Source organism: Streptococcus sp. HMSC073F11, from assembly GCF_001810785.1.
Classification (GTDB): domain Bacteria; phylum Bacillota; class Bacilli; order Lactobacillales; family Streptococcaceae; genus Streptococcus.
Map to the genome: position 1 here is coordinate 418,074 of NZ_KV802690.1, position 21,532 is coordinate 439,605.

Sequence of the window (21,532 nt, forward strand, 5' to 3'; positions counted from 1 at the left end):
AGATGTCTATTACAACCTTGCTCACCCTCTTGGTGTCTTCTATGCTGATTTACTCAGCGCCCCTCATCTTTACAAGTATTGGTGGTGTTTTCTCTGAACGTGGTGGTGTCGTAAACGTCGGCCTTGAAGGAATTATGGTTATGGGTGCCTTTTCTGGAGTTGTCTTTAACCTTGAATTTGCAGAACAATTTGGAGCAGCAACTCCTTGGTTATCCTTGCTAGTTGCAGGATTGGTTGGTGGTCTATTCTCTATTATCCACGCGGCAGCGACGGTTCATTTCCGTGCAGACCATGTTGTCAGCGGTACGGTTTTGAACTTGATGGCGCCTGCCTTGGCTGTTTTCTTGGTAAAAGTTCTTTATAACAAAGGACAAACCGACAACCTAAGTCAGACTTTTGGACGCTTTGACTTCCCAGTCTTGGCAAATATCCCAGTTATCGGTGATATTTTCTTCAAGTCAACTAGTCTACTTGGTTATCTGGCCATTGCCTTCTCATTCCTTGCTTGGTTTATCCTCTTCAAGACTCGATTTGGTCTTCGTCTTCGCTCTGTCGGTGAACACCCTCAAGCAGCGGATACCTTGGGAATCAATGTCTACAAGATGAGATATTTTGGAGTTATTATTTCAGGTTTCCTAGGTGGAATTGGCGGAGCGATTTATGCTCAATCCATCTCAGTTAACTTCTCAGTGACAACTATTGTTGGACCTGGATTTATCGCTCTTGCTGCGATGATCTTTGGGAAATGGAATCCAATCGGAGCTATGCTATCTAGTCTTTTCTTTGGACTTTCACAAAGTTTGGCTGTTATCGGTTCTCAATTGCCGTTCCTACAAGGTGTGCCAACAGTTTATCTTCAAATCGCACCTTATGTCTTGACAATTCTTGTCTTGGCAGCCTTCTTTGGAAAAGCAGTTGCACCAAAAGCAGATGGTATTAACTATATCAAATCAAAATAAGTATACAAAAAAACGTCAGTTCTGTTCAAACTGGCGTTTATTTTTTAGAATTTTGATGGGTTAAGTTTAATCCCCAAGGGACAAGATTTTCAGTCTTATTCTGGATACGTGTGATATTATCCTTATGCCGAATGATAATCAAACTAGCAAGTGCTAGGATAATAGCGATGAAGAGAGGATCATAGTTGCTCAGGATAAAACCAAAAAGTGGAAAGAGTAGAACTCCAATGACAGCCGCGATAGATGCTGTGACACTAGATAGCGAAATCATACTACCAAGATAGAGGGTTCCAAAGAAAACAACTGCAAGGTAGAGACAGAAGACAGGAGCAAATCCGAAAATCACTCCAGCACTAGTTGCGACAGCCTTGCCTCCCTTAAATCCTGCAAAGATAGGAAAGGTATGGCCAATGACAGCTAAAAGTCCAAAGATAAGAGGCGAAACGCCTTGCAGATGAAACATAATCGGAAGAAGCGTTGCTAGGGTTCCTTTGAAAAAGTCAATCACAAAGGTTGCCATACCAGCTTTCTTGCCTAAAATGCGGAAGGTATTGGTCGTTCCAGTGTTACCAGAACCGTGTTCACGCAGATTGATTTGAAAGAATACTTGTCCAATCCAGAGACCAGACGGAATCGAACCCAGCAGATAGGCTAGGATTAATAAAACTATTGTAATCATACTCCTATTATATCATGAAATGGAGAAGAAAGGCAGAGAATCTCTTCTGAAATTGTCACACCGGAGAAAGAAAAATTTTGCAAAATCCTTGGAAAACCTGTAGAATAGTAAAGATGAACGAATAGGAGGTTCCTTGTGTCAAAAAAGGAAATCAATATTAACAATTATAATGATGATGCCATTCAGGTGCTAGAAGGGTTGGATGCAGTTCGAAAACGTCCAGGGATGTATATCGGATCGACCGATGGTGCTGGTCTCCACCACCTAGTCTGGGAAATAGTCGATAATGCTGTCGATGAAGCCCTGTCTGGGTTTGGCGATCGTATTGATGTGACCATTAATAAAGACGGAAGTTTAACGGTTCAAGACCACGGACGTGGAATGCCAACTGGTATGCACGCGATGGGAATTCCAACTGTTGAGGTTATCTTTACCATTCTTCATGCCGGAGGGAAATTCGGTCAGGGTGGCTACAAGACATCTGGTGGTCTCCACGGGGTGGGTTCTTCCGTCGTTAACGCTCTTTCTAGTTGGTTGGAAGTTGAAATCACCCGTGATGGGGCAATCTATAAGCAACGTTTTGAAAATGGTGGAAAACCTGTCACGACCTTGAAGAAAATCGGTACAGCACCCAAGTCTAAAACAGGTACCAAGGTTACTTTTATGCCTGATGCGACGATCTTCTCTACGACAGACTTCAAGTACAATACCATCTCAGAGCGTCTTAATGAATCAGCCTTTCTCTTGAAAAATGTGACCTTGTCTTTGACCGACCAGCGAACAGATGAAGGGATTGAATTCCACTATGAGAATGGGGTGCAAGACTTCGTTTCTTATCTAAACGAAGACAAGGAGACCTTAACGCCAGTTCTTTACTTTGAAGGAGAAGATAATGGTTTCCAAGTGGAAGTGGCTCTCCAGTACAATGATGGATTTTCAGATAACATTCTATCCTTTGTTAATAACGTTCGTACTAAAGACGGTGGAACGCATGAGACAGGACTCAAGTCTGCTATCACTAAGGTCATGAATGACTATGCGCGTAAGACAGGTCTTCTCAAGGAAAAAGATAAAAACCTTGAAGGGTCAGACTATCGTGAGGGACTAGCGGCCGTTCTTTCTATCTTGGTTCCAGAAGAACACCTCCAGTTTGAAGGCCAGACCAAGGACAAACTAGGAAGTCCACTTGCTCGTCCGGTTGTGGATGGCATTGTGGCGGATAAGTTGACCTTCTTCCTTATGGAAAATGGGGAATTGGCTTCTAATCTCATTCGCAAGGCTATCAAGGCCCGTGACGCTCGTGAAGCGGCACGTAAGGCGCGTGATGAGAGCCGAAATGGTAAGAAAAATAAAAAAGACAAGGGCCTGTTGTCAGGGAAATTAACACCTGCCCAGTCCAAGAATCCAGCTAAGAATGAACTCTATCTAGTCGAGGGGGATTCTGCCGGTGGTTCTGCCAAGCAAGGTCGTGACCGCAAGTTCCAAGCTATCTTGCCTCTTCGTGGTAAGGTTATCAACACAGCCAAGGCCAAGATGGCGGATATCCTTAAAAATGAGGAAATCAACACCATGATTTATACCATTGGTGCGGGTGTCGGAGCAGACTTCTCCCTTGAAGATGCCAACTATGACAAGATCATTATCATGACCGATGCGGATACAGACGGTGCCCACATTCAGACTTTACTCTTGACATTTTTCTACCGCTACATGCGTCCGCTAGTTGAGGCGGGACATGTCTATATTGCCCTTCCGCCTCTTTACAAGATGTCCAAAGGAAAAGGCAAGAAAGAAGAAGTGGCCTACGCTTGGACAGACGGAGAACTTGAAGAACTCCGCAAGCAGCTCGGTAAAGGCGCTACCCTCCAACGCTATAAAGGGCTTGGTGAGATGAATGCGGACCAGCTCTGGGAAACAACCATGAATCCAGAAACCCGTACCCTTATCCGTGTCACCATTGAAGATCTGGCTCGCGCCGAACGTCGCGTCAATGTCCTTATGGGAGACAAGGTCGAACCACGACGTAAGTGGATTGAAGATAATGTCAAGTTTACGCTGGAAGAAGCGACAGTATTTTAAGTTAGTTTTTAATGAATGGGTATAAACATGAGAACTGAAACAGAAATGCTCGATGTAGTTTTAAAGACTGCTGAAACCTTACAAGTCACGGCTGTCGCCATGTCTGGTTCACGGACTGATACAAAAGCCTCAAAAGATGAATTTCAAGACTATGACGTAGTCTATGTTGTAGAGAATCTGGACGAGCTGATTACAGATTTATCTTGGTTGGACCAGTTTGGCAAACGCATTATCGAGCAAGAAGTTGGTCTTGGTCAACGTCGTCTCTACCTCGTGCTCTTTGAAGATGGCAGTAGGATTGATTTGACCCTCTGTCCTAAAGAACACATCAACGAGTGGGTGGATAGTGAGGCCGGATTTACTGTTTTAGAAGATCCAGAGCATTTATTTGAACCCTATTCTCAAAATCTAGAGCGTTACTGGACAAGCCCAGCTACTGAAACGGATTTTGAAAAATCCTGTAATGAATTTTGGTGGGTGTCAGCCTACGTGGTTAAAGGGATTTGTCGCAAACAAGTCATCTATACGACGGACCATCTCTATGGAATCTGCCAACAAGAATTGCTCAAGCTTTTAGCTTGGCAAGTGGCAGCAGATAAGGGAACGGTCGATGTTGGTAAGAACTACAAGTACCTCTTTCAGTATTTGCCTGCTGAGAAAGAGAAACAATTCTCAAATCTGCTGGATTTTTCAAGTTTAGATAAAATCACCCAGTCTTTGTTTGCTACGATGGAACTTTTCCACCAAGAGGCTCAGTTTCTTGCTCAAAAGATGGATTTTGACTACGATAAAGAAGTAGCTGAGAAGATGATTGGGTATGCTGAGGAGAGACTTCTTAATTGCTGACTAATTTAAAAGATTAAACTACAGAAAGGATTGTTTGGTTCCTTAAGGTAACTGAACATGGAACTAATTCCCGTAAAATATCTTTTACTGCATAAAAAACTACTCTACATTCTTTGAAAGGAGTTGAACACGCCCTAAATGCTGGGTGAAAAAGATAAATTCTCTTGCGAACATCGCTCGCTTTAAGAATTTTCTATTTTCACTTTGCATTTTTCGGGCTTTGTATCCTATATGAGTAACATTCAAAACATGTCCCTTGAGGACATCATGGGAGAGCGCTTTGGTCGCTACTCCAAGTACATTATTCAAGACCGGGCTTTGCCAGATATTCGTGATGGCTTGAAGCCAGTTCAGCGCCGTATTCTTTATTCGATGAATAAGGATGGCAATACCTTTGACAAGAGCTACCGCAAGTCGGCCAAGTCTGTCGGGAATATCATGGGGAATTTCCACCCACACGGTGACAGTTCTATCTATGATGCCATGGTTCGTATGTCACAGGACTGGAAAAATCGTGAGATTCTAGTTGAAATGCACGGTAATAACGGTTCTATGGACGGGGACCCGCCTGCAGCTATGCGTTATACCGAGGCTCGTTTGTCTGAGATTGCTGGTTATCTCCTTCAGGATATCGAGAAAAAGACCGTTCCTTTTGCCTGGAACTTTGATGACACCGAAAAAGAGCCGACAGTCTTACCAGCAGCCTTTCCAAATCTTTTAGTCAATGGTTCGACTGGGATTTCGGCTGGATATGCCACAGATATTCCACCCCATAATTTAGCTGAGGTCATTGATGCCACTGTTTATATGATTGACCATCCAACAGCTAAGGTGGACAAGCTCATGGAATTTTTGCCTGGACCAGATTTTCCGACTGGAGGAATCATTCAGGGTCGTGATGAAATCAAGAAGGCCTATGAAACTGGGAAAGGGCGCGTGGTTGTTCGTTCCAAGACTGAGATTGAAAAGCTAAAAGGTGGTAAGGAACAAATTGTTGTTACTGAGATTCCTTATGAAATCAACAAGGCCAATCTAGTCAAGAAGATTGATGATGTTCGTGTCAATAATAAGGTGTCTGGTATTGCTGAGGTTCGCGATGAGTCTGACCGTGACGGTCTTCGTATCGCTATTGAACTTAAGAAAGACGCTAATACGGAGCTTGTTCTCAACTACCTATTTAAATACACCGACCTACAAATCAATTACAATTTTAACATGGTGGCAATTGACAATTTCACGCCTCGTCAGGTTGGGATTGTTCCAATCCTGTCTAGCTACATCGCCCACCGTCGCGAAGTGATTTTGGCGCGTTCACGCTTTGATAAGGAAAAGGCTGAAAAACGACTCCATATCGTCGAAGGTTTGATTCGTGTGATTTCAATCTTGGACGAAGTCATTGCGCTTATCCGTGCTTCTGAGAATAAGGCTGACGCCAAGGAAAATCTCAAGGTCAGTTATGATTTTACTGAAGAGCAGGCTGAGGCTATCGTAACCTTGCAACTGTACCGTTTGACCAATACCGATGTGGTTGTCTTGCAGGAAGAAGAAGCAGAACTTCGTGAAAAGATTGCCATGCTGGCGGCTATTATCGGGGATGAGCGGACTATGTACAATCTCATGAAGAAAGAACTTCGTGAGGTTAAGAAGAAGTTTGCGACTCCGCGTTTGAGTTCTCTAGAAGACACTGCGAAAGCAATTGAGATTGATACAGCCAGTCTTATCGCCGAGGAAGATACCTACGTCAGCGTGACCAAGGCAGGTTATATCAAGCGTACCAGCCCACGTTCCTTTGCGGCTTCAACGCTGGAAGAAATTGGCAAACGTGATGACGACCGTTTGATTTTTGTTCAATCTGCCAAGACAACCCAGCATCTCTTGATGTTCACGACGCTTGGAAATGTCATTTATCGACCAATCCATGAATTGGCAGACATTCGTTGGAAGGATATCGGTGAGCATCTGAGCCAAACCATTACAAACTTTGAAACTAACGAAGAAATCCTTTATGTGGAAGTAGTGGATCAGTTTGATGATGCGACAACCTACTTTGCTGCGACTCGTCTCGGTCAAATCAAGCGTGTAGAGCGAAAAGAATTCACCCCATGGCGGACCTACAAGTCTAAGTCTGTCAAGTATGCTAAGCTCAAAGATGATACAGACCAGATTGTAGCAGTAGCTCCAATCAAACTAGATGATGTTCTCTTGATCAGCCAAAATGGTTATGCCCTTCGTTTCAATATCGAAGAGGTACCAGTTGTCGGTGCTAAGGCTGCAGGTGTCAAGGCTATGAACCTGAAAGAAGATGATACCCTCCAATCGGCCTTTATCTGTAACACTTCATCCTTCTACCTCTTGACTCAGCGTGGAAGTTTGAAACGTGTTTCTATTGACGAAATTCCAGCAACTAGCCGTGCCAAACGAGGACTACAAGTCTTGCGTGAGTTGAAAAACAAACCGCATCGTGTCTTCTTAGCAGGATCAGTTGCAGAGCAAGGATTTGTTGGTGATCTCTTCAGTACAGAAGTGGAAGAGAACGACCAAACGCTGCTTGTCCAATCGAACAAAGGAACAATCTATGAAAGTCGACTACAAGACTTGAATCTGTCAGAACGCACAAGTAATGGTAGCTTCATCTCTGACACGATTTCGGATGAAGAAGTTTTTGACGCTTATCTTAAAGAAGTATTTACTGAAGCTAAATAAGTGAAATGAAGAATCAGTTCTAAGAGCTGGTTCTTTTTATTGAAGAAATTTTCTGAAAATTACAAAATATGCTTGCTATTTTAGAAAAATAGTGTAGAATATAAGAAATAGGTTTTTAGAATAAGGAGTGGAATATGACAGTAACGATTGATTGGGAAAATCTCGGTTTTTCCTATATGAAATTACCTTATCGCTATATTGCTCATTTTAAAAATGGACAATGGAATCAAGGAGAGTTGACAGAAGATGCAACCTTGCATATTTCAGAGTCTTCTCCAAGTCTTCACTATGGACAACAAGCCTTTGAAGGTTTGAAAGCTTACCGTACTAAGGATGGCAGTGTTCAACTGTTCCGTCCTGACGAAAATGCTAAACGTCTGCAACGTACTTGTGATCGACTCTTGATGCCACAAGTTCCGACAGAAATGTTTGTAGAAGCTTGTAAGGCAGTTGTTCGTGCGAATGAAGAATACGTACCACCATACGGAACAGGTGGAACCCTTTATCTTCGTCCTCTTTTGATTGGAGTAGGAGATATTATCGGAGTAAAACCAGCGGAAGAGTATATTTTTACCATCTTTGCCATGCCAGTTGGTAATTACTTTAAAGGCGGTTTGGTCCCAACTAATTTCTTGATTCAGGATGAATACGACCGTGCCGCTCCAAATGGTACAGGTGCGGCTAAGGTTGGTGGAAACTATGCTGCCAGTCTCTTACCAGGGAAATTGGCTAAGTCACGTCATTTCTCAGATGTTATCTATCTAGACCCATCAACTCATACAAAGATTGAAGAAGTCGGATCAGCTAACTTTTTTGGAATTACAGCTGATAATGAATTTGTAACACCATTGAGTCCTTCTATCTTGCCATCTATTACCAAGTATTCTTTGCTTTATTTGGCAGAACATCGCTTGGGCTTAACTCCTATTGAGGGGGATGTCCCGATTGACAACCTTGACCGTTTTGTAGAGGCAGGTGCCTGTGGTACAGCAGCAGTTATTTCTCCAATCGGTGGAATTCAGCATGGTGATGATTTCCATGTTTTCTATAGTGAAACAGAAGTAGGTCCTGTGACTCGCAAACTCTATGATGAGTTGACAGGAATTCAGTTTGGCGATATTGAAGCGCCAGAAGGTTGGATTGTAAAAGTAGATTAAAATTAACTAAAGGAGATTTTTTATGAAATCGAAAAAGTGGCTCTTAACAGCAGGAGTGGTCCTGAGTACAACAGCTCTATTAGTGGCTTGTGGAAAAGCTGATAAAGAAGCAGATGCACCGACAACATTTTCATATGTCTATGCAGTAGATCCAGCATCTTTGGACTATAGTATAGCGACTCGTACATCTACAACAGATGTCATCGGGAACGTGGTTGATGGCTTGATGGAAAACGACCAGTACGGAAATGTTATTCCTTCCTTGGCTGAGGATTGGTCTGTGTCAAAAGATGGTTTGACTTATACCTACAAACTTCGTAAAGGAGTTAAATGGTACACTTCTGAGGGTGAAGAATATGCAGAAGTAACAGCCCATGACTTTGTAACAGGATTGAAACACGTAGCTGACGGTAAGTCAGACGGTGTCTCTCTCATCCAAAATTCAATTAAGGGCTTGGATGCCTACATGACTGGTGAGACCAATGATTTCTCTACAGTTGGTGTCAAGGCCTTGGACGATTACACAGTTGAATATACCCTAAACAAACCAGAAAGCTTCTGGAACTCTAAAGTCACAACAGCGACGATGTTGCCTGTAAATGAAGAGTTTTTGAAGGCGTCAGGTAAAGATTATGGAGCAGTTACTCCAGCAGGAATTCTCTACAATGGTCCTTATATCCTGAAGACCTTGACGTCTAAATCGTTGATCGAATACGAGAAAAACCCAAACTACTGGGATAAAGAGAAGGTAAAAATTGAGAAGATTAAATTGACTTACTACGATGGTTCTGATCAGGAATCGTTGATTCGTAGTTTCTCTTCTGGTGCCTATACGACAGCCCGTCTCTTCCCAAGTAGCTCAAACTTTGCTTCTACTTTGGAACAATACGGAGATAAAATCACTTATAGCCCACAGGACTCAAGTAGCTATTACTTCACCTTTAACGTAAATCGTCAGTCATACAATAAAACTGCGAAAACAAGTGAAGAGCAAAAGACTTCTACTAAAGAAGCTATGCTTAATAAGGACTTCCGTCAGGCTATCAACTTTGCCTTCAACCGCCATTCTTATGCTGCCCAGCTAAATGGTGAAGATGGGGCGGACAAGATTATCCGTAACAGCCTCGTTCCTGACAACTTTGTGCAAGCAGGTGGTAAGAACTTTGGTCAAATCGCTCAAGCAGAGTTGGTGAACTACGGTGACCAATGGAAAGGTGTTGAGCTAGTTGACGGTAAGGACTCTATCTACAACCCTGACAAGGCTAAAGCAGTATTTGAAAAAGCTAAGAAAGACTTAGAGTCTAAAGGAGTAACTTTCCCAATTCACTTGGATGTTCCAGTTGAACAAACAGATACCATCGCTGTTCAACAAAGTAACTCTTTCAAACAGTCAATCGAATCAACTCTTGGTGCTGAAAATGTTGTCATCGATGTTCTTCAAATGACAGATAATGAAAAGGAAACAATCACTTCTCAAGCGCGTGTTCCTTCTCAAAAAGACTATGATTTGAACAGTACAGGATGGGCTCCAAGTTATCAAGACCCAGCATCTTACTTGAATATCATGGATCCTAAATCAGGTTCTGCTATGAAACACCTTGGTATTACTAAGGGGAAAGATAAAGATGTTGTAGTGAAACTTGGTTTAGACCAGTATAAGAAATTATTGGATGATGCCGATTCAGAAACTACAAATCTTGAAGAACGCTATGAAAAATATGCCAAGGCTCAAGCTTGGTTGACAGACAGTTCATTATTGATGCCTACAGCCTCATCTGGTGGTTCTCCAGTTGTAAGTAATGTAGTGCCATTCTCAAAACCATACTCACAAGTTGGTATTAAGGGTGACCCATATATCTTTAAAGGAATGAAATTGCAAAAAGATATCGTTACGACAAAAGAATATGAAGAAGCACTGAAAAAATGGCAAAAAGAAAAATTGGAATCAAATGGTAAGTACCAAAAAGAACTAGAAAAACACATTAAATAATGCGGAAAACTCTATATCGGACAAGCCCGATGTAGAGTTTTTTCTTGCTAGTTTTGGGATTTTCTTGTAAAATAGAAAAAGTGAAGAGAGGTATGAAATGAGCAAGAAAGATAAAAAAATCGAAATTCAAGTAGCGGATGCCAAGGTTAATGTAGGAAAAGACAGTTTTGAAGGTTATACCTTGACCATTGGTAAAAAAGTTATCGGAGAAATTGCCGAATTAGACGGACAATTTGCCATCATAAAGAATGGAAACGTCGATAGTTTTTATAAAAAATTGGAAAAAGCTGTGGAAATTTTGATTGAAAATTATAATTTAGCAAAATAAGTCTTGTTTTTTTGAAATTTTCATGATATAATAGTCCATGTTGATTGTAGGAGAGATAGCGAAGAGGCTAAACGCGGCGGACTGTAAATCCGCTCCTTCGGGTTCGGGGGTTCGAATCCCTCTCTCTCCATTTCGTCAATGGGGTATAGCCAAGCGGTAAGGCAAGGGACTTTGACTCCCTCATGCGTTGGTTCGAATCCAGCTACCCCAGTTCTTAGGTAATAATCAAGATAAAAAGCAAAATATCTTAGGGTATTTTATTTTTATAATTGAAAGACGTGAACGATATGAACATGTCCTTGCGGGTGCTTAGGAAAAAAATTATAAGTATGTCAAGTTTAAGAAAAACTTGATTGTTGGAGGATTTTTTAGATGAACGAATTTGAAGATTTGCTAAATAGCGTTAGCCAAGTTGAGACTGGTGATGTTGTTAGTGCTGAAGTATTGACAGTTGATGCGACTCAAGCTAACGTTGCAATCTCTGGAACTGGTGTTGAAGGTGTCTTGACTCTTCGCGAATTGACAAACGATCGCGATGCAGATATCAATGACTTTGTTAAAGTAGGAGAAGTATTGGATGTTCTTGTACTTCGTCAAGTAGTTGGTAAAGATACTGATACAGTTACATACCTTGTATCTAAAAAACGCCTTGAAGCTCGCAAAGCATGGGACAAACTTGTTGGTCGCGAAGAAGAAGTTGTTACTGTTAAAGGAACTCGTGCCGTTAAAGGTGGACTTTCAGTAGAATTTGAAGGTGTTCGTGGATTTATCCCAGCTTCAATGTTGGATACTCGTTTCGTACGTAACACTGAGCGTTTTGTAGGTCAAGAATTTGATGCTAAAATCAAAGAAGTTGACGCTAAAGAAAACCGCTTCATCCTTTCACGTCGTGAAGTTGTTGAAGCAGCTACAGCAGCAGCTCGCGCTGAAGTATTCGGTAAATTGGCTGTTGGTGATGTAGTAACTGGTAAAGTTGCACGTATCACAAGCTTCGGTGCTTTCATCGACCTTGGTGGTGTTGACGGATTGGTTCACTTGACTGAATTGTCACATGAACGTAACGTATCACCAAAATCAGTTGTAACTGTTGGTGAAGAAATTGAAGTGAAAATCCTTGATCTTAACGAAGAAGAAGGACGTGTATCACTTTCACTTAAAGCAACAACACCTGGACCATGGGATGGCGTTGAGCAAAAATTGGCTAAAGGTGATGTAGTAGAAGGAACAGTTAAACGTTTGACTGACTTCGGTGCATTTGTTGAAGTATTGCCAGGTATCGATGGACTTGTTCACGTATCACAAATTTCACACAAACGTATTGAAAATCCAAAAGAAGCTCTTAAAGTTGGTCAAGAAGTTAAAGTTAAAGTTCTTGAAGTTAACGCAGATGCAGAGCGCGTATCACTTTCTATCAAAGCTCTTGAAGAGCGTCCAGCTCAAGAAGAAGGACAAAAAGAAGAAAAACGTGCTGCTCGTCCACGTCGTCCAAAACGTCAAGAAAAACGTGATTTCGAACTTCCAGAAACACAAACAGGATTCTCAATGGCTGACTTGTTCGGTGACATCGAACTTTAATCAAATTGAAAATTCACAAAATCCTTTGTTTTCTAAACAAGGGATTTTTCTTTTGTCTGTAAGTCTTTTTTGATATAATAGTTCTATGTTAGAATCAGAAAAACAATCACGTTATCAAATCTTAAATGAGGAGCTCTCTTTTTTATTGGAAGGCGAAACCAATGTTTTGGCTAATCTTTCCAACGCCAGTGCTCTTTTAAAATCACGCTTTCCTAATACCGTATTTGCAGGCTTTTATCTGTTCGATGGAAAGGAATTGATTTTAGGTCCTTTCCAAGGAGGTGTTTCCTGTATCCGTATCTCACTAGGCAAAGGTGTTTGTGGTGAGGCAGCCCACTTTCAGGAAACTGTTCTGGTTGGTAATGTAACAACTTATCCCAACTATATTTCTTGTGATAGTCGAGCTAAAAGTGAAATTGTTGTTCCGATGGTTAAGAATGGTCAATTGCTCGGGGTTCTGGATCTGGATTCTTCAGAGATTGATGATTATGATGCTATGGATCGAGATTATTTGGAACAATTTGTCGCTATTTTGCTTGAAAAGACAGAATGGGACTTTACAATGTTTGGGGAGAAAGCCTAATGTATCAAGCTCTTTATCGAAAATATAGAAGTCAAAACTTCTCCCAGTTGGTTGGACAGGAAGTTGTGGCTAAGACTCTTAAACAAGCAGTGGAGCAAGAGAAAATAAGTCACGCTTATCTTTTTTCGGGTCCTCGTGGAACGGGAAAAACCAGTGTGGCTAAGATTTTTGCTAAAGCTATGAACTGTCCAAATCAAGTGGGTGGTGAACCTTGTAATAACTGCTATATTTGTCAGGCAGTGACGGATGGTAGTTTAGAAGATGTCATTGAAATGGATGCGGCTTCTAATAATGGGGTGGATGAAATTCGCGAAATTCGTGATAAATCTACCTACGCTCCTAGTCTTGCCCGTTATAAGGTTTACATCATAGATGAGGTTCACATGCTGTCTACAGGAGCTTTTAATGCCCTCCTAAAGACGTTAGAAGAGCCAACACAGAATGTGGTCTTTATTTTGGCTACTACTGAATTGCACAAGATACCTGCGACTATTCTATCCCGTGTGCAACGTTTTGAATTTAAATCGATTAAGACACAGGATATTAAGGAACATATTCACTATATCTTAGACAAAGAAAATATCAGTTCTGAACCAGAGGCTGTGGAAATCATTGCTAGACGGGCTGAAGGTGGAATGCGAGATGCCTTGTCTATTTTGGATCAAGCCTTGAGTTTGACACAGGGAAACGAGCTGACGACTGCCATCTCTGAAGAAATTACTGGCACAATTAGTCTATCAGCCTTGGATGATTATGTGGCAGCCTTGTCTCAACAGGATGTTCCAAAGGCCCTAGCATGCTTGAATCTTCTCTTTGACAATGGTAAGAGCATGACTCGTTTTGTGACCGAACTTTTACACTATTTAAGAGATTTGTTAATTGTTCAAACAGGTGGAGAAAATACTCATCATAGTCCAGTCTTTGTAGAAAATTTGGCACTTCCTCAAGAAAATCTGTTTGAAATGATTCGCTTGGCGACAGTCAGTTTAGCAGATATTAAGTCTAGTTTGCAGCCTAAGATTTATGCTGAGATGATGACTATCCGTTTGGCAGAGATTAAGCCTGAACCAGCTCTTTCTGGGGCAGTTGAAAGTGAAATTTCTGCACTGAGACAGGAAATTGCCCGTCTCAAACAAGAACTCGCAAATGTGGGAACCGTATCTAAGCCAACAAATCCAGCTCCTAGTCGCCCAGCAACGGGCAAGACAATCTATCGTGTGGATCGCAATAAAGTTCAATCGATCCTACAAGAGGCCGTTGAAAATCCTGATTTAGCACGTCAAAATCTGATTCGTTTGCAGAATGCCTGGGGAGAAGTAATTGAAAGTCTAGGGGGGCCGGACAAGGCTCTTCTAGTCGGATCTCAACCAGTTGCGGCCAATGAACACCATGCTATTCTTGCTTTTGAGTCTAACTTCAATGCTGGTCAAACCATGAAACGGGACAATCTCAACACCATGTTTGGTAACATCCTCAGTCAGGCAGCAGGTTTTTCACCTGAGATTTTAGCTATTTCCATGGAGGAATGGAAAGAAGTTCGCGCAGCCTTTTCAGCCAAAGCCAAATCTTCTCAAACTGAAAAAGAAGCAGAAGAAAGCCTGATTCCAGAAGGATTTGAATTTTTGGCTGATAAAGTGAAGGTAGAGGAAGACTAAAGAAAGATTTCATGATACAATAAGTTTATGAATAGACAACAATTTATTATCATCGCGCTGTTTACAGCTGCTGAGACCTATTTTTTCAATGAAGCCTGGATGACTGGTCGCTATATTATGGCAGCCTTTTGGGCCATTTTGCTCTTTAGAAATTTCCGAGTTAGTTACTTGATGGGCAAGATTGTAGATGTCATTGACCAGCATTTAAAAGGAAAAGACTAGTCCTCAGCTTCTAGACAAAATCAAAGCCTTTTAGGCTTTTTTTTGTTATACTATAAAAGTATATTTATTGACCTTTTACCGTATTTTCTAGGGAAATCAAGTATGTTTCTAGTGAGCACTGTAAAGGCTTTGAAAAAGAAAGGAACTATCATGTCAGTATTAGAGATCAAAGATCTTCACGTTGAGATTGAAGGAAAAGAAATTTTAAAAGGGGTTAACCTGACCCTGAAAACAGGAGAAATCGCCGCTATCATGGGACCAAATGGTACTGGTAAATCGACTCTTTCTGCCGCTATCATGGGAAATCCAAACTATGAAGTTACCAAAGGTGAAGTCTTGTTTGATGGCGTAAACATCCTTGAGTTGGAAGTGGACGAGCGTGCGCGTATGGGACTTTTCCTTGCTATGCAATATCCATCAGAAATTCCTGGTATTACTAACGCTGAGTTTCTTCGTGCAGCCATGAATGCTGGTAAAGAAGACGATGAGAAGATTTCAGTTCGCGAGTTCATCACTAAGCTAGATGAAAAGATGGAATTGCTTAACATGAAAGAAGAAATGGCTGAGCGTTACCTCAACGAAGGTTTCTCTGGTGGTGAGAAAAAACGTAATGAGATTCTTCAACTTTTGATGTTGGAACCAACTTTTGCCCTTTTGGATGAGATTGACTCTGGTCTTGATATTGATGCTCTTAAAGTTGTATCTAAAGGTGTGAATGCCATGCGTGGTGAAGGTTTTGGTGCGATGATTATCACTCACTACCAACGTCTATTGAACTACATTACACCAGACGTGGTACACGTGATGATGGAAGGTCGTGTTGTCCTTTCTGGTGGTCCAGAATTGGCTGCGCGTTTGGAGCGTGAAGGATACGCAAAACTAGCTGAAGAACTTGGCTATGACTACAAGGAAGAATTGTAATTCCCTCGTATCTTTTAGGAGAAGTAAATGACTAAAGAAAATATTAAACTTTTTTCAGAAATGCACGCTGAACCAAGCTGGTTGGCTGACCTCCGTCAAAAAGCTTTTGATAAGATTGAGAGTTTGGAATTACCAGTTATTGAGCGTGTCAAATTCCACCGTTGGAATCTAGGTGATGGAACGATTACAGAAAGTGAGCCATCAGCAAATGTTCCAGATTTCACTGCACTAGATAACCACTTGAAGTTGGTGCAAGTAGGAACTCAAACTGTTCTTGAGCAAACTCCGGTTGAGTTGGCTGAACAGGGTGTTGTTTTCACAGACTTTCACTCAGCTTTAGAAGAAATTCCAGAACTTGTAGAGGAATTCTTCATGTCATCTGTTAAGTATGACGATGACAAATTAGCAGCCTACCATACAGCTTATTTCAACAGTGGGGCTGTACTCTATATTCCAGATAATGTTGAGATTACAGAACCAATTGAAGGTATTTTCTATCAAGACAGCGATAGTGATGTGCCGTTTAATAAGCATATTATGATTATCGCTGGTAAAAACTCTAAGATTAGTTATCTAGAACGTTTAGAGTCACGCGGTGAAGGAAGTGCCAAAGCAACTGCCAATATCACAGTCGAAGTGATTGCACGTACTGGTGCGCAAGTGAAGTTTGCTGCTATTGACCGTTTAGGTGAAAATGTTACTGCCTACATTAGCCGTCGTGGTAAATTGGGCAACGAGGCAAGCATAGACTGGGCTATTGGTGTTATGAACGAAGGGAACGTCGTTGCGGACTTTGATAGCGACTTGATTGGGAATGGTAGCCATGCAGATCTCAAGGTTGTAGCTCTTTCAAGTGGTCGTCAGCTACAAGGAATTGATACCCGCGTAACCAACTATGGTTGCAACTCAATCGGAAATATCCTCCAACATGGGGTTATTCTTGAAAAAGCAACTTTAACTTTCAATGGTATCGGCCACATTATCAAGGGTGCCAAGGGAGCAGATGCCCAACAAGAGAGCCGTGTTCTCATGCTTTCAGACCAAGCACGTTCAGATGCCAACCCAATTCTTTTGATTGACGAAAATGACGTTACTGCAGGTCACGCGGCTTCAATCGGTCAAGTAGACCCAGAAGACATGTACTATCTCATGAGCCGTGGCTTGGACAAAGCAACTGCAGAACGCTTGGTTGTTCGTGGTTTCCTTGGTTCTGTTATCGTTGAGATTCCAGTCAAGGAAGTTCGCGATGAAATGATTGCAACCATCGAAGAAAAATTGTCAAAACGCTAAGGGGAAGCCTATGTTAGATGTAGAAGCGATTCGCAAGGATTTTCCAATTTTAGACCAGATTGTTAATGATGAACCGTTGGTCTATCTGGACAATGCTGCGACGACACAAAAACCACTAGCAGTTCTGGAAACAATCAACCGCTACTATGAGCAGGACAACGCCAATGTTCACCGTGGTGTTCATACTTTGGCAGAACGAGCAACAGCATCTTATGAGGCGGCTCGTGAAACTATTCGTAAGTTTATCAATGCAGGTTCGACAAAGGAAGTTCTCTTTACTAGAGGAACGACAACCAGCCTTAACTGGGTGGCACGCTTTGCTGAGGAAATTCTGACTGAGGGAGACCAGGTCTTGATTTCTGTCATGGAACACCATTCTAATATCATTCCTTGGCAGGAAACATGTCGAAAGACTGGAGCTGAGCTTGTTTATGTCTATCTCAAGGACGGAGCTCTGGATATGGATGATTTGCGAGCTAAATTGACTGATAGAGTAAAGTTTGTCTCTCTAGCTCACGCCTCCAATGTTCTTGGAGTAGTCAATCCGATCGAGGAAATCACGCAAATGGCACATAAAGTTGGTGCTATTATGGTGGTGGATGGAGCTCAATCTACACCTCATATGAAGATTGATGTCCAGGCCTTGGATGTGGACTTCTTTGCCTTTTCAGGTCACAAGATGGCTGGTCCGACTGGTATCGGTGTCCTTTATGGCAAAGAGAAGTATCTGCAACAAATGTCACCAGTTGAATTTGGCGGTGAGATGATTGATTTCGTCTATGAGCAAACTGCTAGCTGGAAGGAATTGCCTTGGAAATTCGAGGCAGGAACTCCAAATATGGCGGGTGCGATTGGACTTGCTGCGGCAGTAGATTATCTGGATAAGATTGGTATGGATGCCATTGAATCCCATGAACAAGAATTGATTGCATACGTCTATCCAAAACTGCAGGCGATAGAAGGCTTGACTATTTACGGTTCGCAGGACTTGGCTCAACGTTCAGGTGTTATTGCCTTTAACCTAGGCGACCTTCATCCTCACGATCTTGCGACTGCTCTGGATTATGAAGGGGTAGCAGTTCGTGCGGGTCACCATTGTGCACAACCCTTGCTCCAATATTTGGAAGTTCCAGCAACAGCTCGTGCAAGTTTTTATATCTACAATAACAAGGCAGATTGTGACAAGCTAGTCGATGCCCTACAAAAGACAAAGGAGTTTTTCAATGGCACTTTCTAAACTAGATAGCCTTTATATGGCAGTGGTAGCGGACCATTCGAAAAATCCACATCATCAAGGGAAGTTGGATGATGCTGAACAAATCAGTCTCAACAATCCAACCTGTGGCGATGTCATCAACCTATCTGTCAAGTTTGATGCAGAAGACCGTTTGGAAGATATCGCTTTTCTAAACTCAGGTTGTACCATCTCAACTGCCTCTGCTAGTATGATGACAGATGCCGTTTTAGGAAAAACCAAACAAGAAATCTTAGAACTGGCGACTATTTTTTCTGAAATGGTTCAAGGGCAAAAAGATGACCGCCAAGATCAACTAGGCGATGCAGCCTTCTTGTCAGGTGTTGCTAAATTCCCACAACGGATTAAGTGTGCAACCCTAGCTTGGAACGCCCTGAAGAAAACAATTGAAAATCAAGAAAATAACTAAGACAAGTTTCTTTTGTCTTATGAATCAGTAGAAATGAAGAATGAAAGAAAGGATATTATGGCTGAAGAAAGAGTAGAACCAAAACCAATTGACCTTGGTGAATATAAATTTGGTTTCCATGATGATGTAGAGCCTGTCCTATCGACAGGAAAAGGATTGAATGAAGATGTCATTCGTGAACTATCAGCTGCAAAGGGAGAACCTGAGTGGATGTTAGAATTCCGTTTGAAGTCTTATGAAACTTTCAAAAAAATGCCCATGCAAACTTGGGGAGCAGACTTGTCGGAGATTGATTTTGATGATTTGATTTACTACCAAAAACCATCTGACAAACCAGCCCGTTCATGGGACGAAGTTCCTGAAAAAATCAAAGAAACCTTTGAACGTATCGGGATTCCAGAAGCTGAGCGTGCTTATTTAGCTGGTGCCTCTGCCCAGTATGAGTCAGAAGTGGTTTACCACAATATGAAGGAAGAGTTCCAAAAATTGGGGATTATCTTTACAGATACAGATTCTGCCCTCAAGGAATACCCAGACTTGTTTAAACAATACTTTGCGAAGTTGGTACCGCCAACAGATAACAAATTGGCTGCCCTCAACTCGGCAGTATGGTCAGGTGGAACCTTTATCTACGTACCAAAAGGTGTTAAGGTAGATATCCCACTTCAAACTTACTTCCGCATCAACAACGAGAATACAGGTCAGTTTGAACGTACCTTGATTATCGTTGATGAGGGAGCAAGTGTTCACTATGTTGAAGGATGTACAGCACCAACTTATTCAAGTAACAGCTTGCATGCGGCCATTGTAGAAATCTTTGCCTTGGATGGAGCTTATATGCGTTATACGACTATCCAAAACTGGTCTGATAACGTCTATAACTTGGTAACGAAACGTGCTAAAGCTCAAAAGGATGCCACTGTTGAGTGGATTGATGGAAACTTGGGTGCCAAAACAACTATGAAATACCCATCTGTTTACCTAGATGGAGAAGGGGCGCGAGGTACCATGCTTTCGATTGCCTTTGCCAATGCAGGGCAACACCAAGACACGGGTGCCAAGATGATCCACAACGCTCCACATACTAGCTCGTCTATCGTATCTAAATCCATCGCTAAAGGCGGAGGGAAGGTTGACTACCGTGGACAAGTAACCTTTAACAAAAACTCTAAGAAATCTGTCTCTCACATTGAGTGTGATACCATTATCATGGATGACTTGTCAGCATCAGATACCATTCCATTTAATGAAATTCACAACTCACAAGTCGCTTTGGAACACGAAGCTAAGGTATCTAAGATTTCAGAAGAGCAACTCTATTACCTCATGAGCCGTGGATTGTCAGAATCTGAAGCAACTGAGATGATTGTAATGGGATTTGTAGAACCCTTTACAAAAGAACTTCCAATGGAATATGCAGTTGAGCTGAACCGCTTGATCAGCTACGAAATGGAAGGATCAGTTGGGTAGAACTTGATTTTAGATTTACCCAAGGTCAAGAATTTTGAAGATGAACTTGTAACAAAAAAATCGCGGTTTAAAATCGCGATTTTTTATAATTTTTCGTTGATGAAGCGGATAAACTGATTCCACCAAACTTTTAAGAAGAAGGCTTTTTCAACTTTCTTTTCTGCTACCATTTCAAAACTAGGACGTTCTGTAGTGATGTAACCTTGACCAATCAAATCATTGTCTTCATAAGTCAAATGTCCAACCACAGTTCCGGCCTCAAGTGGTGCTGGAATTACCTTAGAATCAGGTGTGAATTGAATTGTTTGGGACGATTGTCCCCCAACACGTTCAATTAGAGAGATATCATCTTTAGCAACGGCAGTGACCATATTTTCTTTTCCATCTTGTACAGGTGCTTTACTATCTTGATAGGCATCGCCTTTTTGAACGATTTTGCGAAGTATGAATGTAGAAGAGATATAATCCATTAGTGAAGATGTAGCTGTGAAGCGAGCATAAGGATTATTGTCTTGATGATCTGCATTCAAAACAACTGTGATAACCCTCATCCCTTTTTCAACAGTAGTACCAACAAAAGATTCTCCAGCTTTGTCTGTTGTTCCTGTCTTAAGGCCATCAAAACCACCGCGATAAGCAGGCATACCTTCTAACATGTAGTTGGTAGAAGTGATTGTCATTCCAGCAAAAGTAGAAGAAGGTTTTTTCGTGATTTCCAAGACTTGTGGGTATTTTTTAATGAGATTACGAGCAACGATAGCTACATCATAAGCACTAAGCTTATTTTCCTCATCTTTTTTAGATCCTGGGTAAATGTTATCCCCTAGAGTTTCATTGTTAAGACCCGTCGTATTGACAACAGTGGCATCCTGAATTCCCCATTCTAAGAGCTTTGCGCGCATCATATCGACGAAATCTTTTTCTGAGCCAGCAATTTTCTCAGCTAGGGCAATAGCCGCACTGTTAGCACTAGATACTAGGGTTGCTTCTAGTAGCTGCTCGACGGTATAATTACGAGCCTCCATAGGAACGTTACTCGCTTCAGAATTTGTCGTTAATTTGTATGGATAATCAGAGATATCTACCGGAGTTGATAGTGTAATACTACCGTTTTCCAAGGCTTCATAGACAAGATAAACAGTAATTAACTTTGTGATTGAAGCAATTTCAACTGGCTGGGTTGCATCTTTCTCATAGAGAATTTTACCAGTATTTGCCTCAACAGCAATGGCATGTTTTGCAGCAATATTAAAATCCTGAGCAGCAACTGTAGATGCTGACCCAATCACGGAAAGGCTTAGGAGAGTTAAAATTATTTTTTTCATAGTAAGTTTATTCTATCATAAAGAAAAAAATATTCCCAGTTTCATGATATAAGAAAGAAGCTTTTTTGAAAGTGTGGTAAAATAGA

General features: G+C 41.6%; 18 protein-coding genes and 2 tRNA genes. 18 read left to right on the top strand and 2 right to left on the bottom strand.

Translation table 11 applies throughout. From position 1 onward, the window contains the following. The first annotated feature begins 2 nt into the window (after positions 1 to 2). Positions 3 to 959: an ABC transporter permease gene (locus tag HMPREF2764_RS03725; protein ID WP_070527253.1), complete on the top strand. Its 957-nt coding sequence runs from the start codon at positions 3 to 5 to the stop codon at positions 957 to 959. Positions 960 to 996: 37 nt separating this feature from the next. Here HMPREF2764_RS03725 and plsY read toward each other — a convergent pair whose 3' ends face one another. Continuing rightward, entirely contained in the window at positions 997 to 1,638 is a 642-nt protein-coding gene (gene plsY, locus HMPREF2764_RS03730) for a glycerol-3-phosphate 1-O-acyltransferase PlsY (RefSeq protein WP_070527256.1), read from the bottom strand. Between the two features lie 135 nt (positions 1,639 to 1,773). On the opposite strand from plsY, the gene parE reads away from it, so the two are divergent. From parE to sufB, 17 genes are all read left to right on the top strand, one after another. Beyond that, positions 1,774 to 3,717, top strand: coding sequence for a DNA topoisomerase IV subunit B (gene parE / locus HMPREF2764_RS03735; RefSeq protein WP_070527259.1), 1,944 nt, complete (start codon positions 1,774 to 1,776; stop codon positions 3,715 to 3,717). A 27-nt stretch (positions 3,718 to 3,744) separates the two neighbouring features. Beyond that, positions 3,745 to 4,563 carry an aminoglycoside 6-adenylyltransferase gene (locus HMPREF2764_RS03740; protein ID WP_070527262.1) on the top strand — a complete coding sequence of 273 codons (819 nt, stop codon included), beginning with the start codon at positions 3,745 to 3,747 and terminating at the stop codon, positions 4,561 to 4,563. A gap of 231 nt (positions 4,564 to 4,794) precedes the next feature. After that, positions 4,795 to 7,266: a DNA topoisomerase IV subunit A gene (gene parC, locus HMPREF2764_RS03745; RefSeq protein WP_083306584.1), complete on the top strand. Its 2,472-nt coding sequence runs from the start codon at positions 4,795 to 4,797 to the stop codon at positions 7,264 to 7,266. A 134-nt stretch (positions 7,267 to 7,400) separates the two neighbouring features. Beyond that, positions 7,401 to 8,423, top strand: a complete 1,023-nt coding sequence (locus HMPREF2764_RS03750; RefSeq protein ID WP_033681953.1) for a branched-chain amino acid aminotransferase — start codon at positions 7,401 to 7,403, stop codon at positions 8,421 to 8,423. Between the two features lie 22 nt (positions 8,424 to 8,445). Next, complete coding sequence (locus tag HMPREF2764_RS03755) at positions 8,446 to 10,413, top strand: peptide ABC transporter substrate-binding protein (RefSeq protein WP_070527268.1); 1,968 nt, start codon at positions 8,446 to 8,448, stop codon at positions 10,411 to 10,413. 97 nt (positions 10,414 to 10,510) lie between these two features. Beyond that, a complete protein-coding gene (locus HMPREF2764_RS03760; RefSeq protein WP_000037113.1) occupies positions 10,511 to 10,741 on the top strand; it encodes a DUF2969 domain-containing protein in 231 nt (76 codons plus the stop codon). A 49-nt stretch (positions 10,742 to 10,790) separates the two neighbouring features. After that, positions 10,791 to 10,871, top strand: a tRNA-Tyr gene (locus HMPREF2764_RS03765). A gap of 9 nt (positions 10,872 to 10,880) precedes the next feature. Beyond that, positions 10,881 to 10,952: transfer RNA gene (locus tag HMPREF2764_RS03770), tRNA-Gln, on the top strand. A 161-nt stretch (positions 10,953 to 11,113) separates the two neighbouring features. Then, entirely contained in the window at positions 11,114 to 12,316 is a 1,203-nt protein-coding gene (gene rpsA / locus HMPREF2764_RS03775) for a 30S ribosomal protein S1 (RefSeq protein WP_001001630.1), read from the top strand. Between the two features lie 85 nt (positions 12,317 to 12,401). Continuing rightward, a complete protein-coding gene (locus tag HMPREF2764_RS03780; protein ID WP_004254785.1) occupies positions 12,402 to 12,899 on the top strand; it encodes a GAF domain-containing protein in 498 nt (165 codons plus the stop codon). Further along, the gene (dnaX, locus tag HMPREF2764_RS03785; RefSeq protein WP_023947793.1) at positions 12,899 to 14,554 is read left to right on the top strand and encodes a DNA polymerase III subunit gamma/tau; all 1,656 of its coding nucleotides are present in this window, start codon (positions 12,899 to 12,901) and stop codon (positions 14,552 to 14,554) included. The genes HMPREF2764_RS03780 and dnaX overlap by 1 nt, the downstream gene beginning before the upstream one ends. Positions 14,555 to 14,581: 27 nt before the next feature. Continuing rightward, positions 14,582 to 14,776 carry a DUF3272 domain-containing protein gene (locus HMPREF2764_RS03790; protein ID WP_001081602.1) on the top strand — a complete coding sequence of 65 codons (195 nt, stop codon included), beginning with the start codon at positions 14,582 to 14,584 and terminating at the stop codon, positions 14,774 to 14,776. Positions 14,777 to 14,926: 150 nt separating this feature from the next. Then, positions 14,927 to 15,697 carry a Fe-S cluster assembly ATPase SufC gene (sufC, locus tag HMPREF2764_RS03795; protein WP_000114489.1) on the top strand — a complete coding sequence of 257 codons (771 nt, stop codon included), beginning with the start codon at positions 14,927 to 14,929 and terminating at the stop codon, positions 15,695 to 15,697. A gap of 27 nt (positions 15,698 to 15,724) precedes the next feature. After that, a complete protein-coding gene (sufD, locus tag HMPREF2764_RS03800) occupies positions 15,725 to 16,987 on the top strand; it encodes a Fe-S cluster assembly protein SufD (RefSeq protein WP_070527271.1) in 1,263 nt (420 codons plus the stop codon). 10 nt (positions 16,988 to 16,997) lie between these two features. Further along, positions 16,998 to 18,224: a cysteine desulfurase gene (locus tag HMPREF2764_RS03805; RefSeq protein WP_070527275.1), complete on the top strand. Its 1,227-nt coding sequence runs from the start codon at positions 16,998 to 17,000 to the stop codon at positions 18,222 to 18,224. Further along, positions 18,211 to 18,651, top strand: coding sequence for a Fe-S cluster assembly sulfur transfer protein SufU (sufU, locus tag HMPREF2764_RS03810; RefSeq protein WP_070527278.1), 441 nt, complete (start codon positions 18,211 to 18,213; stop codon positions 18,649 to 18,651). Before HMPREF2764_RS03805 ends, sufU begins: the two co-directional genes overlap by 14 nt. Before the next feature lie 57 nt (positions 18,652 to 18,708). Continuing rightward, the gene (sufB, locus tag HMPREF2764_RS03815) at positions 18,709 to 20,121 is read left to right on the top strand and encodes a Fe-S cluster assembly protein SufB (protein WP_000797054.1); all 1,413 of its coding nucleotides are present in this window, start codon (positions 18,709 to 18,711) and stop codon (positions 20,119 to 20,121) included. Positions 20,122 to 20,204: 83 nt separating this feature from the next. Here sufB and pbp3 read toward each other — a convergent pair whose 3' ends face one another. Beyond that, positions 20,205 to 21,446: a D-alanyl-D-alanine carboxypeptidase PBP3 gene (gene pbp3, locus HMPREF2764_RS03820; protein WP_070527281.1), complete on the bottom strand. Its 1,242-nt coding sequence runs from the start codon at positions 21,444 to 21,446 to the stop codon at positions 20,205 to 20,207. Between the last annotated feature and the right edge of the window lie 86 nt (positions 21,447 to 21,532).

What these genes read in the sequence shown, in the direction of transcription:
- HMPREF2764_RS03725 (WP_070527253.1), top strand. Translation starts at nt 3, where the DNA reads ATGTCTATTACAACCTTGCTCACCCTCTTGGTGTCTTCTATGCTGATT.
- plsY (WP_070527256.1), bottom strand. Translation starts at nt 1,638, where the DNA reads ATGATTACAATAGTTTTATTAATCCTAGCCTATCTGCTGGGTTCGATT.
- HMPREF2764_RS03740 (WP_070527262.1), top strand. Translation starts at nt 3,745, where the DNA reads ATGAGAACTGAAACAGAAATGCTCGATGTAGTTTTAAAGACTGCTGAA.
- parC (WP_083306584.1), top strand. Translation starts at nt 4,795, where the DNA reads ATGAGTAACATTCAAAACATGTCCCTTGAGGACATCATGGGAGAGCGC.
- HMPREF2764_RS03750 (WP_033681953.1), top strand. Translation starts at nt 7,401, where the DNA reads ATGACAGTAACGATTGATTGGGAAAATCTCGGTTTTTCCTATATGAAA.
- HMPREF2764_RS03755 (WP_070527268.1), top strand. Translation starts at nt 8,446, where the DNA reads ATGAAATCGAAAAAGTGGCTCTTAACAGCAGGAGTGGTCCTGAGTACA.
- HMPREF2764_RS03760 (WP_000037113.1), top strand. Translation starts at nt 10,511, where the DNA reads ATGAGCAAGAAAGATAAAAAAATCGAAATTCAAGTAGCGGATGCCAAG.
- rpsA (WP_001001630.1), top strand. Translation starts at nt 11,114, where the DNA reads ATGAACGAATTTGAAGATTTGCTAAATAGCGTTAGCCAAGTTGAGACT.
- HMPREF2764_RS03780 (WP_004254785.1), top strand. Translation starts at nt 12,402, where the DNA reads ATGTTAGAATCAGAAAAACAATCACGTTATCAAATCTTAAATGAGGAG.
- dnaX (WP_023947793.1), top strand. Translation starts at nt 12,899, where the DNA reads ATGTATCAAGCTCTTTATCGAAAATATAGAAGTCAAAACTTCTCCCAG.
- HMPREF2764_RS03790 (WP_001081602.1), top strand. Translation starts at nt 14,582, where the DNA reads ATGAATAGACAACAATTTATTATCATCGCGCTGTTTACAGCTGCTGAG.
- sufC (WP_000114489.1), top strand. Translation starts at nt 14,927, where the DNA reads ATGTCAGTATTAGAGATCAAAGATCTTCACGTTGAGATTGAAGGAAAA.
- sufD (WP_070527271.1), top strand. Translation starts at nt 15,725, where the DNA reads ATGACTAAAGAAAATATTAAACTTTTTTCAGAAATGCACGCTGAACCA.
- HMPREF2764_RS03805 (WP_070527275.1), top strand. Translation starts at nt 16,998, where the DNA reads ATGTTAGATGTAGAAGCGATTCGCAAGGATTTTCCAATTTTAGACCAG.
- sufU (WP_070527278.1), top strand. Translation starts at nt 18,211, where the DNA reads ATGGCACTTTCTAAACTAGATAGCCTTTATATGGCAGTGGTAGCGGAC.
- sufB (WP_000797054.1), top strand. Translation starts at nt 18,709, where the DNA reads ATGGCTGAAGAAAGAGTAGAACCAAAACCAATTGACCTTGGTGAATAT.
- pbp3 (WP_070527281.1), bottom strand. Translation starts at nt 21,446, where the DNA reads ATGAAAAAAATAATTTTAACTCTCCTAAGCCTTTCCGTGATTGGGTCA.